General features: G+C 48.0%; 10 protein-coding genes. 6 read left to right on the plus strand and 4 right to left on the minus strand.

What is annotated here, in order from left to right; translation table 11 throughout:
* Window positions 1-7 precede the first annotated feature (7 nt).
* The 6 genes from hrpB (at window position 8) to L5M18_RS03430 (ending at window position 7,396) form a co-directional block, all read left to right on the plus strand.
* Entirely contained in the window at window positions 8-2,557 is a 2,550-nt protein-coding gene (hrpB, locus tag L5M18_RS03405; RefSeq protein WP_263195947.1) for an ATP-dependent helicase HrpB, read from the plus strand.
* A 91-nt stretch (window positions 2,558-2,648) separates the two neighbouring features.
* Entirely contained in the window at window positions 2,649-4,967 is a 2,319-nt protein-coding gene (gene mrcB / locus L5M18_RS03410) for a penicillin-binding protein 1B (RefSeq protein WP_168827694.1), read from the plus strand.
* 159 nt (window positions 4,968-5,126) lie between these two features.
* Window positions 5,127-5,405, plus strand: coding sequence for a peptidylprolyl isomerase (locus L5M18_RS03415; RefSeq protein WP_006084190.1), 279 nt, complete (start codon window positions 5,127-5,129; stop codon window positions 5,403-5,405).
* A gap of 79 nt (window positions 5,406-5,484) precedes the next feature.
* Window positions 5,485-5,880: a DUF2391 family protein gene (locus L5M18_RS03420; RefSeq protein WP_105250257.1), complete on the plus strand. Its 396-nt coding sequence runs from the start codon at window positions 5,485-5,487 to the stop codon at window positions 5,878-5,880.
* Between the two features lie 159 nt (window positions 5,881-6,039).
* Window positions 6,040-6,270 (plus strand): hypothetical protein, encoded by a 231-nt coding sequence (locus L5M18_RS03425; protein ID WP_105250256.1) that lies wholly within the window; start codon window positions 6,040-6,042, stop codon window positions 6,268-6,270.
* Window positions 6,271-6,694: 424 nt separating this feature from the next.
* Window positions 6,695-7,396 carry a DUF3581 domain-containing protein gene (locus L5M18_RS03430; RefSeq protein WP_263195948.1) on the plus strand — a complete coding sequence of 234 codons (702 nt, stop codon included), beginning with the start codon at window positions 6,695-6,697 and terminating at the stop codon, window positions 7,394-7,396.
* Window positions 7,397-7,479: 83 nt separating this feature from the next.
* On the opposite strand, the gene L5M18_RS23420 is transcribed toward L5M18_RS03430, so the two are convergent.
* The 4 genes from L5M18_RS23420 to dsrO form a co-directional block, all read right to left on the minus strand.
* Window positions 7,480-8,784 carry a methyl-accepting chemotaxis protein gene (locus tag L5M18_RS23420; RefSeq protein WP_168827655.1) on the minus strand — a complete coding sequence of 435 codons (1,305 nt, stop codon included), beginning with the start codon at window positions 8,782-8,784 and terminating at the stop codon, window positions 7,480-7,482.
* A 303-nt stretch (window positions 8,785-9,087) separates the two neighbouring features.
* Window positions 9,088-12,195, minus strand: a complete 3,108-nt coding sequence (locus L5M18_RS03445) for a tetrathionate reductase subunit A (RefSeq protein WP_263195949.1) — start codon at window positions 12,193-12,195, stop codon at window positions 9,088-9,090.
* A gap of 35 nt (window positions 12,196-12,230) precedes the next feature.
* Window positions 12,231-13,313, minus strand: a complete 1,083-nt coding sequence (gene nrfD, locus L5M18_RS03450; protein WP_025008365.1) for an NrfD/PsrC family molybdoenzyme membrane anchor subunit — start codon at window positions 13,311-13,313, stop codon at window positions 12,231-12,233.
* Window positions 13,303-14,085, minus strand: a complete 783-nt coding sequence (gene dsrO, locus L5M18_RS03455) for a sulfate reduction electron transfer complex DsrMKJOP subunit DsrO (protein ID WP_011790755.1) — start codon at window positions 14,083-14,085, stop codon at window positions 13,303-13,305. Before dsrO ends, nrfD begins: the two co-directional genes overlap by 11 nt.
* Between the last annotated feature and the right edge of the window lie 176 nt (window positions 14,086-14,261).

A 14,261-nucleotide genomic window follows, 5' to 3' on the forward strand; every position in this document is an offset into this window, starting at 1 on the left:
CTTTTTCTTGAACTCTCTACCTATTCATAGCTTATTAGCACCGCTGCGCGCGGCTTTTTCTCGTCACGCTCAAGTGATCCTCGAGGCACCGACAGGTGCGGGTAAATCAACGGCGTTACCTTTGGCTATGTTGGATTGGCCTGAAATCAGCGGACGCATTTTAATGCTCGAACCGCGGCGTGTCGCGGCGCGTAGTGTGGCGCACTATATTGCCAGCTGTCGCCAGCAAAAGGTGGGGCAAGAAGTCGGCTATCGCGTCCGCGGTGAAGCTAAAATCAGCGCTAATACCCGTTTAGAAATTGTCACCGAAGGCATACTGACGCGAATGATCCAACAAGATCCCGAGTTAACTGGGATTGGAATGATCATCTTCGATGAAATTCATGAACGTCACCTCACCACAGATTTAGGTCTTGCCCTAGCGCTCGAAGTGCAAGCTTCACTGCGGGACGATTTAAAGATATTAGCTATGTCAGCGACTCTATCAGGTCTTGCCTTAGTTGAACTCATGCCAGAAGCGGTGACCTTGCACAGCGAAGGCCGGAGTTTTCCTGTCGACATCGAATATCGCCCTTTGCCAACTCAGCAGTATTGGATCGATCACCTCGGCCGCTGCGTGCTCGAACTGGTCTCGGCCAGCAGCAGAGCCTGTGTTGATAAAACGGCTGCCAATAATGCCGTGCTCGTGTTTTTACCCGGTAAAGGGGAGATCTTACGATTACAGCAGTTTTTGCGCGAGCGTTTAGCGGACGATGCCTTTTTGATTTGCCCTCTTTATGGCGAACTTTCGGGTGCTGAGCAAGATAGCGCGATTGCGGTAACCACGGACGGCAGGCGTAAAATCGTGCTAGCCACTAACGTGGCGGAATCGAGCTTAACCATTGAAGGCATAGGTTTTGTCATCGACAGTGGCTATAAACGACAAGCGAGTTTTAACCCTAAAACCGGCGTCACCCGCTTAGGCTTAAAACGTATAAGCCAAGCCTCGGCGACTCAGCGCAGTGGCCGCGCCGGACGTTTATCTGCGGGCGTGTGCGTGCGTTTGTGGAGCCAAGAAGAACATGGCCGCATGCTCAGGGTCGATGAACCCGAGATCAGCCAAGCGGATCTGGTGGCTATGGCCCACGATTGTGCTTACTGGGGCGCAAAATCCTTTAGCGACTTGATGTTGTTAACGCCACCACCAAGTGTGCATGAGGCGCTGGCGTGGAAACTGTTACAAGATTTAGGCATGGTCGATGCTCAAAATAAACTCACTCCCCACGGTAAAGTGGCCTACGAGCTAGGGTGTCACCCAAGACTTGCTCATATGTTATTGGGCGCAAAAAGTTTGGGCGCAAACAATGGGGGAGTCAATAATGCTAACGAACAAGCAACGCAATTGGGCAGTTTGGCCTGCTTGTTGTCGGGGGTTTTAGAGGCGCGCGGTTTGCCTAAAAAGGGCGCCGATATCATGAATTACCTGCACTTTGCCTGTCATGGACAAGCTGGGCAACAGGCAAAACAGTGGCAGAAAAAGCTAGGATTAGCGGCGGATTTGTCTAAGATAGCGACCCATGCACACCACAGCGATGTGGGGTTGTTATTAGCACTTGCTTATCCGGATCGTATCGCTAAGGCCCGCGGTGTTGAGGGCTACCAATTAGCCAATGGTACTGGCGTCGTGCTCGCAGCCGATGATGCATTGGCACAAACGCCGTGGATGGTGGTGGCGGATTTTCAAGAAACTGAAGGCAGAAACGCTGGGCGGATTTACTTAGCGAGTCAGCTTCAGCCAAGCTTGTTCGACGGCGAGCTAAAAAACTTGCTGGAAATCCACGAGATCTGTGGCTGGGATGAAGCTAAAGGTCGAGTGATTGCGCAGCGCCAATACAAGGTCGGACAAATTTTAGTAAAAACCGAGACGATTGCTAAGCCTGAACGTAAGCAAATTGTCGCGGCCTTACTGGGCTATATTCGCCAGCAAGGATTACAAATCCTCAATTGGAACGCTAACTTAGAACAGTTTCAATACAGGCTCAAACTGGCAACTGAGTTTGACGCGGGCGGTGACTGGCCCAAGGTTGATGATGAAGCATTATTAGCGAGCCTAGAAACTTGGCTGGCGCCTTACCTCGAAAATGTGAATAATCTGCCGCAATTAGTTAAGCTTGATTGCTTTGGTTTTGTGGCAAACTGTTTGAGCTGGCAGCAGAAACAGCGACTTGACGAGTTATTGCCAACTTCCTGGCAGTTAGTGACTGGTACCTCTGCGCCAATAGCATATGACGAGTCTGGGCGTGCGCTACTGCGTGTACGTCTGCAAGAAACCTTTGGCATGGCGCAGAGTCCTATGTTGGCGCAGGGCAAACTAAAGGTGACGATGGAATTACTCTCTCCGGCCCAGCGTCCATTAGCCTTGACGGCAGATTTAGCCAGCTTTTGGCAGGGACCTTATGTGGAAGTGAAAAAGGAAATGCGCGGCCGATATCCAAAACATCTGTGGCCAGACGATCCTGTGAATACACTGCCGACAAAATTTACCAAGAAGAAAACCTTGGGTTTAGCTCAGCCCTAGCACCACGCCGCTGGTTTTATAACATTTTGTTATGAAAAACTTTGATTCGCACCACGTTAGCTTTGTGCCTATGGCTGATGTCTTTAAATGCATGAATGATGAAGTAGATATGACAACTAAGACGACAAAAAAATCACCCGCTTCCCGTCGGGCTAATCATGGCCGCGGTTTATTTCGACGAATTTGGTCTATCAGTTGGAAACTAGGCTTGGCTGGATTAGCTGTAGTGACTTTTTACAGCATTTATCTTGATCAAATTATTGCGCAAAAATTTGAAGGCCAAAAATGGCATTTGCCAGCACAGGTGTTTAGCCGTTCTATGGCGCTGTATCCCGGTGCTGCAGTCAGCCATCCGCAAATGATGGCTGAGCTTAAGTTGCTCGGCTATCGCAAAGTCGCTAACCCACGCCAAGTGGGAGAGTTTTCGGCATCGAGCACTCGTATTGAATTGTGGCGTCGACCGTTTTTGCATCCTGAAGGCGATCAAGTCGAACAAAGAGTCATGATCAGTTTCGACAGCAATGGCATCAGTTCGGTCACTCGAGTGTCAGATAAGCGCCAGCTTGCTGTGTTCCATCTTGAGCCTGTATTGCTCGACCGCATTATTACTGGCGATGGTGAAGACAGGCTGTTTGTGCCGACCGAAGAAATGCCAAAGTCGATCGTGCAGGCGTTACTGCTGGTGGAAGATCGTAGTTTTTATGAACACCATGGTGTGAATCCCTTCGCGATTGCGCGCGCTGCTTTTGTGAACATCAGCGCCGGTCGCACTGTGCAAGGTGGCTCGACGTTAACTCAGCAGTTAGCGAAAAACTTTTTCCTTTCGAGTGAGCGTTCCTTGCTGCGTAAGGTGCGCGAAGCCTTAATGGCGGTCATTATTGATTTTCGTTACAGCAAAGACGAAATCCTCGAAGCCTATCTTAACGAAGTGTATATGGGGCAGGATAAATCCCGCGCCGTCCATGGTATGGGTTTGGCCTCACGTTTCTATTTCGGCCGTCCTATCAGTGAGTTGACTATCTCCCAGCAGGCATTCTTAGTGGCTGCGATTAAGGGACCGTCTTACTACAATCCATGGAAATATCCGGATCGTATTCAAGAACGCCGTGATCTGGTATTGCGTTTGTTAATGGATGCGGGGGATTTAACCACGGCTGAGTACAAGGTGGCGGTAGAGTCACCCTTAGGGATCCGTAATCTCAATAAACCAGCACATCAAAAATTGCCTTCCTTCTTCGCCTTGGTAAAACAGGAAGTGAACGAGCGTTATGGCGATGCGTTATTAAAGCAATCTGGGGTGAAAATCTATACCACGCTTGATCCTATGGCCCAAGAAGCCGCCGAAATTGCGGTGACTCAAACCCTCAAAAGCTTAGATAAGAGTAATAAATCATTGCAGATTGGTATGGTCGTGACCGACAAATACACGGGCGGTATTGCGGCTATGGTCGGCGATAAAACCCCAGGATTTGATGGCTTTAACCGCGCGGTTGAAATTCGTCGTCCTATTGGCTCGTTAATTAAGCCTTTTGTGTATGCTACGGCTCTGGCACCTAATAGCCAATTTACCTTAGCGACACCTCTTAAAGATCAACCTATTACCTTAAAAAGCGAGCAAGGTAAGACATGGTCACCACAAAACTTTGATAAGAAGTTCAGTGGTCAGGTGCCTTTGTTAACGGCATTGAAAAAGTCGATGAACGTACCGACGGTAAACCTTGGGATTGCTGTGGGTGTGGATGCGGTCGCAACAACATTGGCTAAATCGGGTTGGCAGGAACCGTTAAACGAGTATCCCTCCATGTTACTCGGCGCCGTCAATGGCTCGCCATTAATGGTAGCGCAAGTGTACCAAACCTTAGCTGATAGCGGTGTTTACCGTAAGTTAACCACAGTGACCGCTGTGCTAGATTCTGATAAGAACCCATTGCCAGTGACGCGATTGCCTAAAGAGCAAGCTATAGCACCTGAGACAGATTTCTTAATTCAATTTGCTATGCAGCAAGTTGTGAATACGGGAACGGCGACGCGTTTAGGTAATGCCTTCCCTGGCGTTGGACTTGCGGGTAAGACTGGCACCAGTAACGACAGCCGTGACTCTTGGTTTGCGGGCTTTGATGAGCGTAACGTCGCCGCCATTTGGGTTGGTCGTGACGATAACGGCAAAACCAGTTTGTATGGTAGTAGTGGCGCCATGGCCGTGTATCTTGCCTTCTTAAAGGAACGTCCACCTATTAGTCTGCGCTCAATCCCTGTGAACGGCGTAGTGAAGGGCTTTTTTGACCGAGATACAGGTGTGGCTAAGGAATCCACTTGCAGCAATGTTGATGCGCTTCCGGCATTAGCTGCGACCTATCGTCCTGTGAATAACTGCGGCGACCCTTTGCAGTGGTGGCAGAAAATTTTCTAGGTTAATAGGGTCGATAATGGGCCAATAACGCACTTATGCGTTGGATCTAAAACCTTTTAGTCAGTAGAACCTGTGCCGATGGAAGTGGTGTGATCGAGGGCAAACTCGGGGCACCAATTTTTCCTTTGCACGGGACGTTAATCCAAAGTGAGAAATGACATGTTTAAAACCGCTGCCGCTGTGCATATTTTAGTGAAACACAAAGAACAGGCTGAGGATATTGTTAAGCAGTTGAATAATGGTGCTAATTTTGCTGTGCTCGCTAAGCGTTTTTCCTCTTGCCCTTCGGCCAAAAAAGGTGGCGATTTAGGCGAGTTCAAAAAAGGCCAAATGGTGCCACAGTTCGATAAGGTTGCATTTTCAGGTGAATTACTGGTGCCACATATAGTGAAAACTAAGTTTGGCTGGCATGTGGTTAAAGTGCTGTATCGCACTTAATACCCCAGTAATAAGCGCATCTTCACCGAACGTTATTTTCGACTAATCAAATAGATTGGAAGATTAGGGAGCGATCAGCATGAAATTTAGTTTTAACACCGAAGATGCGAGCCAAGTTTGCGTAGGGGCTTTTGCCCTTGCGGTCCCCGTTGCATTTTCTGAGGAAGCGTGGCATCTCGGTGAGACTTTACCTTTATTGAATATCGGTATGCTTTTTAGTTTATCGCTGCTCTTTCTTGGGGTATTCACCTATCACAGCGTGTTCCAACAGAATATTGCTTCCCGCGTTCCTGTGTTTATTTTTCGTATCGTGGTGGCGTATTTGCTCACTGCCCTCGTGGTTTTCCTCGTGCTGCTTTGCCTCGATAAAGTGCCATTTTTTGAGGATCCACTAACCTCTATAAAACGGATCATAGTGATCACTATGCCAGCCTCTATGGGCGCTATTGTTGTGGATAGTTTTGATAAGGAATGACACTGTTTCGCTAAATCTCATGACTTTTGTCACTGGTTGATTGCGGTTGTCTTGCGCATACTTATTTCCATGTTCTGACTTTGACATTGATTAAGCGTCATAAGCAGATCTAAATGTTGAGCTTGATAACGATAACGCCAATAGATAAAGGAAATGACTATGAACACTGGTGCCCTCGCTTTACTTATCCCAATATTTGCAATTGTTGGTGGATATGTGGTCGCTATAATGAAAATCCGCAACAAACAAGGTGTGTCGACTCGTGAGCAAGTGGCCGAAAACCAAGCTTTTCAGACCGAGTTAGCCATCCTTCGTCAGCGTATCGAAGTGCTAGAGCAGTTAGCCACTGACGATGGTTTTCAGTTAAAGCGTGAATTTAAAAAGGTCTAACGATTTATTCCTTGGCTTATCGGTGGCTAGGCAATACTTACGTATTAGATGTTATTTGTTCTGACAAGGTATTGCTCGCCAAACGATAAATGATGTTGAGTTATTCTAAATGAGTCACGAGTGATGAAAACAGCCTTATTTAGCTAACATTTCTGCGGCATTATCGGCTGTTATATGTCGCGTCATCACGCCATAAAGGCTCTATCTTGCATAAAATCCCGCCTAATATCTGCAGAATAAACCTGAAACGTCAACAGATCCTGATACCCCTGTCATTTGTTTGGCTTTACAAATGTGGGCAGGGTGTTACTTTGTACGCCTTACGTGGGTCAAGTCATCGGGTGAGTTAAATACCTAATTTAAGGTAGACTCGTGATAATTTAGTTATCCATCCCTGTATTGAGTTATTACAAATAGAGTTTATATGTTTCTAGCGCCTTATTTTTCTAAGCAAAATCAAGCTATTTCCGTTTCAGCACAACAAGCCAGTGACTTCGCGAAGAAAATTGCGCAGGACTTTAATCCTATCCACGATGTGGGGGCAAAACGCTTTTGCGTACCGGGAGATTTACTGTTTGCCCTAGTATTGACTCAATATGGTTTGAGCCAGAGCATGAAGTTTAGCTTTGCGGGTATGGTGGGTGATAGCGTCGAACTGCAATTCCCTGAACAAGTGAGCGAGAGTTTTTCGATTCGCGATAGTCGTGAAAAAACCTATCTTAATGTCAGCCGTCATGGCGATGTGAGTTGTTGCGATGCGCAGACCGAATCCTTTATTCGTCAATATGTTGCTTTCTCTGGGCATAATTTTATCGATATTCTGATCCCTTTGATGAAACAACATCAAGTGATGATCAACCCAGAACGGCCTTTAGTGATTTACGAAAGTATGTCGTTTGACTTAACCACTCTCGATTTTGTACAAGTGACCTTATCACTCATTGGCCAAGATTTAAAAATCGACGGTAAACGTGGCGATGTGACATTGCACTTTGAATTACACAGTGGCGACACTTTAGTTGGCACAGGTATCAAAACCTTAGTGATGAGTGGATTACGTGCTTACGATGAGGTTCTTGTACAGCAAATGCGCGCCACCTATGAAGGTCGTAAAACTGATTATTGATTGACGTAAAAGCAATAGGTTGGCGTTTTGTCTTTTAGATAAAGCGCCATGCAATCCTTGATAGCGAGATTAAATGCTAGCAATTAATTGTTATTGACTGATAGCTGCGACACGATTGCTGAGACGTTTTCCGCGCCGCTACGTATTTCTCCCATTACTAATGTTACCTCCGCTAACTGTTGTTTTCCTTCCAGTGCAATACCTTCAACTTCGTTCATCATGCTAGTTGCACTTGTGGTGAGTTGTGTATTTTTAGTGACGACGGCGGCAATCTCACTGGTTGATTTACTGGTTCTGGAAGCAAGCTGCCTCACTTCATCGGCGACAACGGCAAAACCTCGGCCTTGTTCCCCCGCTCGTGCGGCCTCAATTGCGGCATTTAATGCCAGTAAATTAGTTTGATCGGCAATCGAACTAATGGTCGCGACTATGGCTTGAATACTTTGAGATTGTTCATTGAGTTGAGTTATCGCCAAGGTCGCTTTATGGGTTTGCTCGGCAATAGCATTAGAGGTATTTACCGTCGCATTGAGTAAATGTACGCCTTGTTCTGCTTGCTCGACGGTACGTTGTGACGTGGTCAGTGCAATATTGGCGGCTTCACGTACAGCGTGGCTTTGCTCGATCCGCTTGCTGATATCGCTCGCAAATTTAATTACTTTAACCACTTTACCTTGCTCATCCATAATAGGATTGTATGCCGCTTCTAACCAAATCGAATCGCCATAAGCATTTTTACGTTCAAAGAGACCGCTGCTATATCGACCTTGCTTTAGATCGTCCCAAAAGTGTGGATTTTGTCGATAAAACTCATCAAAACAGAAAATACGATGGTGTTTACCAATAATCTGCTCTTTGCTAAAGCCCATTGTCTTTAAGAAGTTAGTATTGGCTTTCAAAATCGTGCCATCGGTAGTGAATTCAATAATGGCTTGCGAGCGATTCAAGGCATTAAAAATGGCCGCTTGGTCGTCAAGTTGGTGCTTATCTTGGGTGATATCAGAGGCTGTTTTCATTATTTTAACGACTTTACCTGCCTGTTTTATGGGGAAGTAAGTGGCTCTAAGCCAGATCTCTTGGCCATTTTTATTCACTCGTGCAAAATTGCCTTCCTGTGGATGACCTGCTTTTAGACTGCTCCAAAATTGCTGGTAGGTAGCAGAATTACCATAAGCCGCCGAGCAAAACAGCTTGTGATGTTGGCCTACGACTTCATTAAGTGAATAACCTACCGTTTTTAAAAACAACGCATTAGCATCGAGAATTATTCCATCAGGCGTAAATTCTACTGTGGCAATACTGTGTTTAATCGAGTCGATGATCGACTCTGCCTCTTGGCGTTTGCTTTCGCTCACTTCAAGGCTTTTACGTAATGAAGAGTTGAACACTGAGATACTCCTGATGAGTCTAACTGACTCAAAAACTGCAGTTCTTTATTGAAAGCTCGATATTTCGAGCTAGATATACTGATAAATATAGCTGTGATTTTAATATGTGGTTTATTTCTATGAAACGCGTGATCGGGATCTATATACCTAAATTGAGTAAAAAAGATCACTATTCCTCGGTTTATTCGCGAATAGGCATAGCTAGAAAGCATTAATGAGGCGATTAGGCTTAATCAGATTGAATTGACGCCAAAGAAAAAGCTGCCAAAGGGCAGCTTCTTAAGTGTCATCTATGCTCGGCGGTTAGCTTAGTTTTTCAATCTTAGCTGGCAGCCCTTGTCTGGCCGAAGCGCCACTTGCCCAATCCACCAGCGGGTAGCGGCCGTGGCGACTCGGATCAAACAGATTCAAGTCGTTCATATTGATGCCTACTCGGATCAGCGGATTGGCGGCGATTTTAAGGTTGTCGATCACTACGTCCCGCGCGCCGAGTTCCTTATGACCATAACCGTGTTCGATAGCGATGCAGTCAGGGTGCACTCCGGCAACACATTCTACTAAGGCAATCACGCTACCGTTGGGCGTGCTGATCTTGACCGTGTCACCTGTGCTGATCCCAAGTCGACTGGCGGTCTTCTCGTTTAGCCGCACCGGATTATTAGGGTGCACTTGGCGCAAACGATCCGAGCCAATACTCATAGAGCTCATGGTGTGGGATTTGTAACTACTGATCAGCAAAGGCCATTGTGATTTATTAAACGCCTTATCGAGCGGTGTGCCATTGGCTAATGCGGGTTGATATAAGCGTGGGCAGCCACTCATAAATTCCCCAGTGAGACTGTTACGGCGACTGCCCACTTCGGGATTCCACAGCATCATAGGTTTTGGCCAAACCTTGGTTGGATTACCCACTTCGTCCCGTGCACCGCTCATATTTTCAAAGCGGCCGCCGCGGGCAAATAAGTAGCTGACTTTTTTGACTTCATCTGGCTTGAGTCTGGCGTTGAGCTCACTTTGAATACGACTCACACCGCTAAGATACATGTCCTCAGCGTTGATATCGGCGACGGCTTTGCCCAAATAGGCCACGTTAGCGGCGCCGTAAAGTGAGTAATCCGCTGCGCGCGTTAACGGATGTAAGCTGCCATCGGCGGCTTTAACGGCATTTTCGCCAAAGCCAGGTAGTTGCAGTTTTATCGCCACTTGGCTCAAGAAAGACTCCATGCACACCACATCGCCACTGGCCATTTTTGTGACCCTTGGTTCGACAATCGGCCAGCGACCTGTTGTTTCTTTTGTCAGAGTCCCATGCCACGAAGGGCTCCAACCCCATGACTCATACGTTAATGTGTCGGGCACGATATAATCCGATAGCGCCGAGGTTTCGTTAATAAAGCTGTCGATACTGATAAACAGTGGTAGCACTTTGGGATCTTTCAGTTGTTCACCAATGGCTTCACCTAGGCCCGCTTGACCATAAATCGGATTGCCCATGTGGTTAATCCATGCTTTGAGTCGATAGGGATAACCGTGCACCGCCGCCGTTAAATGTTCGCCAAGCAAGGGTGATGAAATCGGAAACCAAGGCTCCTTTGCAGGATAAGGCGATTCGCCCGCTTCGACTTTACGGCGATACTCTGAGGTTTTCTCGTAGGGGAATTTAGATCGCGATAGGAATACGCCATTAGGCTCGACCATGCCGTCAAACTCCTGCAGATTATACTTTGGGCCTTTACCAAAGGCGGGAAAGGAACCGCCGGAAGCTAATGCGCCACCTTTTAAATTGATGTTACCTATCATGGCGTTGAGCATCATGATTGCCCACGCGCTATAAAAACCATTAGCGCTCATTGTGCCGCCGTGGGAGATCACCGCAGCCTTAGTGCCATGGCTGGTAAATTTATCCGCGAGGGCGATAATTTGCGCCTCGCTGATATCGCACTCCTTGGCATAGTGTGCGATCTCGAAGCTCTGCGCCGCTTCACTTAACAGTTGGAAACTAGATTTAACCGCAATCATTCCCTTAGGTGTGTCGACGTTTTGGTTAACGTCGAGCTTGGCTTTCTGACTTTGGCTCGCCAAAACTATCTTGTCACTCGCGGCATCGACAACCAACTGCGAGTCTTGCTCGCCGTAGGCTTTGCCGTCGAAAGGTAAGCCAAGATCGCTGGCAAAGAGATATTGGCCATATCTTGGATGGGTAGGTTCGCTGACGATCAAGAATCCTGCGTTACTGAAGCCACGGTAACCTGATGCTTTTGCGGCATCGACATTGGGCGCACTCAAAAAATCGGCGGCATAGCGCTGGTTATCAATAATCCAGCGCAACATGCCCATGGCGAGGGCCGAGTCGGTGGCGGGGCGGATCGGCAGCCAAGTATTGTTACCCGCGCAAGGTTGATTCGAGGTATTGGGTAGCATGGGCGACACCACCACATAACTGAAATTGGTGTTATTCACACGCGCGTTAGCCAATTGTCTTGCTTGGCGTTTAAAGGGATTGCCCGATTGCTGCGGCGACGTGCCGATAAAGAGTAAAAATTCACTATGGTCCCAATCGGGTTTTAAGTGGGCGTATTTTTTCAAATCATCCAATAAAGCGCCCGCTCCAGCACGGTAGGTAAATCCACAGTAAGCGCCGTGGTTGGCAAAGTTGCGCGTGCCAAAGCTGTTGAAGGTGAAGCGTTTGATAATGGCATCGCGGCCTTCATCTGATGCGTTTGAGACCAGTAACTGATTAGCTTTAGGGCCGTATTCTGGATTATTGGCGTCGAGCGGCGTGGCGATATTACGAATCGCTCTTAAGCCTTCGACTTGCCCCTCACCAAATAAATTACCACCTTCGACGACTTCATTCAGCAATTGCTCAAAGCTAATGCTCTGCCATTGGCCGCTGCCGCGCTTACCCACGCGTTTAAGGCATTGGGTGACGCGGTGTGGGCTATCTAATTGTTCTAACATGGCATTACCGCGGGCGCAGGCGGTGGAACGCCCCTGTAGACCTTGTTCTTGAAAGGCGCTAAGCCCGACAAAGGCGGTTTTTATCGGCGTATCGAAATCGATATGTTCCCGCGATGACAGTGGGTGATAGGGATTGCCGCTGATACGGATGATCTTATCGGTTTTTTGATCGATACGAGCGCGCACGCCGCATTTGGTCCAGCAACCTAAGCACATAGTATTGGCGATGCGTTGATCGTCATTGCTGATTAACTGGCCTGACTGTAAATCGACTTTGTATTCAGGTGCTAAGGAATTGCCATGCAGCGGATCTTGGGTTGGTTTTCCTGAAGTACCATTGACGACACCTTTACCTATTTGCGCTAATGTATGGCTATAACCCGCAGCAAATAATCCCACACCACCCGTTACAGCGGCCCCTTTGATAAAACGACGTTTACTCTTATCCATGATGGACTCCTTAATTCTGTAAACTAATTGGGTACTCAGCGAGCAAGTTTTGCTGCAGGCGTGTGGCGAATAAGTTCGGAGACCAGCGCCATTAATGCTAACCAGAGGCCGAAGGTACCAGCTATGCCTAATAGCCCTTCAGGTCCCCAAGGCAGTTGATAGAGATAAGTCCCCGCGCCGTATTTAGGATCGGTTTGCGCTTGAATTAACACTATCCAGCGAAATCCCCACGCAAGGTGAATGGCCGTGAGGCTGACGATTAGCATTGCCATATTGGGTAAGTGACGAATGGCGAGCATCAGTGCTAGCACGGCGAGTGTGACCAGTACCCAAATTGCAGCAAGTTGCCAGCTTGGGCTGGTTTCAAGCAATAATGCGGCTTCGGGGGCCGAGCCCTTATCGAATAACGCCCAGCCGATAAGGCATAGGGCGAATAGACCAAAACTCGCTCTTACCCAGAGTAATAGGCTGTCTTGGGTGCGCTGTTGGTAGCCCTTTAATAGTCGATTCAGTACCACCAAAGTGCCGCAGGCGGCGAGCAGGGCACTCATTGCCATCAAAGGTGGCAGCCAATAGGTATGCCACAGTGGCCGCGCCTTAATGGCCATGGTTTCCATGCCAGTGTAGAGGGCGATACTGCAGGCACTCAGGGCCGTAATCAGTGCGATCGGCTTGATGAATTTGTCACTGTTCCAATCACCGAATCTCAGTAATTGGCCTATTTTATTCACCCAATCTGAGTCTTGATTCGTGGTGTGCTTAGGCAGATATTGACGCAGTAGCAGCCAAGCAAATACTGCGCTGGTGCCCGAGAATACGGGCAGTAAAAAGGCGCCATACCACATCCAAGAATCAGGGCGAACTTGCGCATAAAAATGCCAAGCCCGCAGCGGTTGGTGTAAATCGGCGAGTAAGGCGATAGGAGCGACTATGCCTGCGGTTAACATTAAACAGGCGCAGAGCTTCAGCAATCTGTCATCGGGTTTGGGTTGGCTAAACAAATGTATTGTCGCTACCCATACGCTGGCGTAGGCGAGCCCCATCATAAAAAAGTATTGCACTGCCCAAGGTAGCCAAGTAATGGCGATATCTGGGGTAAAGATTTCTTTAATGACCATGGTGGATCTCCTCGCCAGTATCGGTAAGTAAGGTTCTAACGGGGGCTTGGCCGCTAATCTTGTCCTCAAAAGCGCTGCTCATGCCGATGTAGAACACCCGTGGCGCAGTGTTGGCCGTCGGTTTGAGCACCTTGATGTCGGTTTTGTTGGCGGCAAGCAGTTGGCTTATCTGGCTGTTGGGATTATTCAGATCGCCAATCACACGGGCTTCTCCTACGCATGTTTCGACACAGGCAGGCAGTAATCCTGCATCTAACCTGTGGGCGCAGAAGGTACATTTGTCGGCGGTATTGGTGTCGTGGTTGATAAAGCGCGCATCATAGGGGCAGGCTTGCACGCAATAGCCACAACCAACACACCATTCATTGTTGACGACCACTATGCCGTCCTTGCGCTGGAAGGTCGCGCCCGTAGGACAAACTGGGATGCAGGGCGGGTTTTCACAGTGATTACAAAGTCTTGGCAGCATTAAAAACGCAGGCGGAGTGGTATCTTCCTGCTGCGAGACTTCATACTGCTGCACTGTGGTGCGAAATTGCCCGAGGGGCGGTTGATTCTCGATAGTGCAAGCGACGGTACAGGCTTGGCAGCCCACACAGCGGCGCAAGTCAATTACCATACCGTAACGTTTACCCACTTGGCCTTCGCTGGCACTGTGCATTTGAGGGCTGCGCTTATCATCCTGTGCATACACTTGCACGACAGGGATGAGTGCGGCGCCAACACTGACGCTGGCCATTTTGCCGAGAAACTGACGTTTACTCTTGTCCATACAGATTTCCTTCACTACTTGCAGATGGCGAATAAACTGGCTCATAGACCTAGAGTTAAGGTTTATGGCGAGGTTTACAGGCATTCTGTAAAAGGGGAGGCGGCATAACTATAGTGGTTTTCCACATATCGGGTGTGGACTTGATCTAGCGCAACAAATATCCGTTAGAATAGCCT

This window comes from Shewanella sp. SM20, assembly GCF_025654545.1.
In the GTDB taxonomy this organism is placed as follows: domain Bacteria; phylum Pseudomonadota; class Gammaproteobacteria; order Enterobacterales; family Shewanellaceae; genus Shewanella; species Shewanella oncorhynchi.

Excerpts from the sequence above, each read along its gene's own strand:
- L5M18_RS03420 (WP_105250257.1), top strand. The coding sequence starts at position 5,485 with ATGAAATTTAGTTTTAACACCGAAGATGCGAGCCAAGTTTGCGTAGGG.
- L5M18_RS03425 (WP_105250256.1), top strand. The coding sequence starts at position 6,040 with ATGAACACTGGTGCCCTCGCTTTACTTATCCCAATATTTGCAATTGTT.
- nrfD (WP_025008365.1), bottom strand. The coding sequence starts at position 13,313 with ATGGTCATTAAAGAAATCTTTACCCCAGATATCGCCATTACTTGGCTA.
- dsrO (WP_011790755.1), bottom strand. The coding sequence starts at position 14,085 with ATGGACAAGAGTAAACGTCAGTTTCTCGGCAAAATGGCCAGCGTCAGT.
- mrcB (WP_168827694.1), top strand. The coding sequence starts at position 2,649 with ATGAATGATGAAGTAGATATGACAACTAAGACGACAAAAAAATCACCC.
- L5M18_RS03415 (WP_006084190.1), top strand. The coding sequence starts at position 5,127 with ATGTTTAAAACCGCTGCCGCTGTGCATATTTTAGTGAAACACAAAGAA.
- L5M18_RS03430 (WP_263195948.1), top strand. The coding sequence starts at position 6,695 with ATGTTTCTAGCGCCTTATTTTTCTAAGCAAAATCAAGCTATTTCCGTT.
- L5M18_RS03445 (WP_263195949.1), bottom strand. The coding sequence starts at position 12,195 with ATGGATAAGAGTAAACGTCGTTTTATCAAAGGGGCCGCTGTAACGGGT.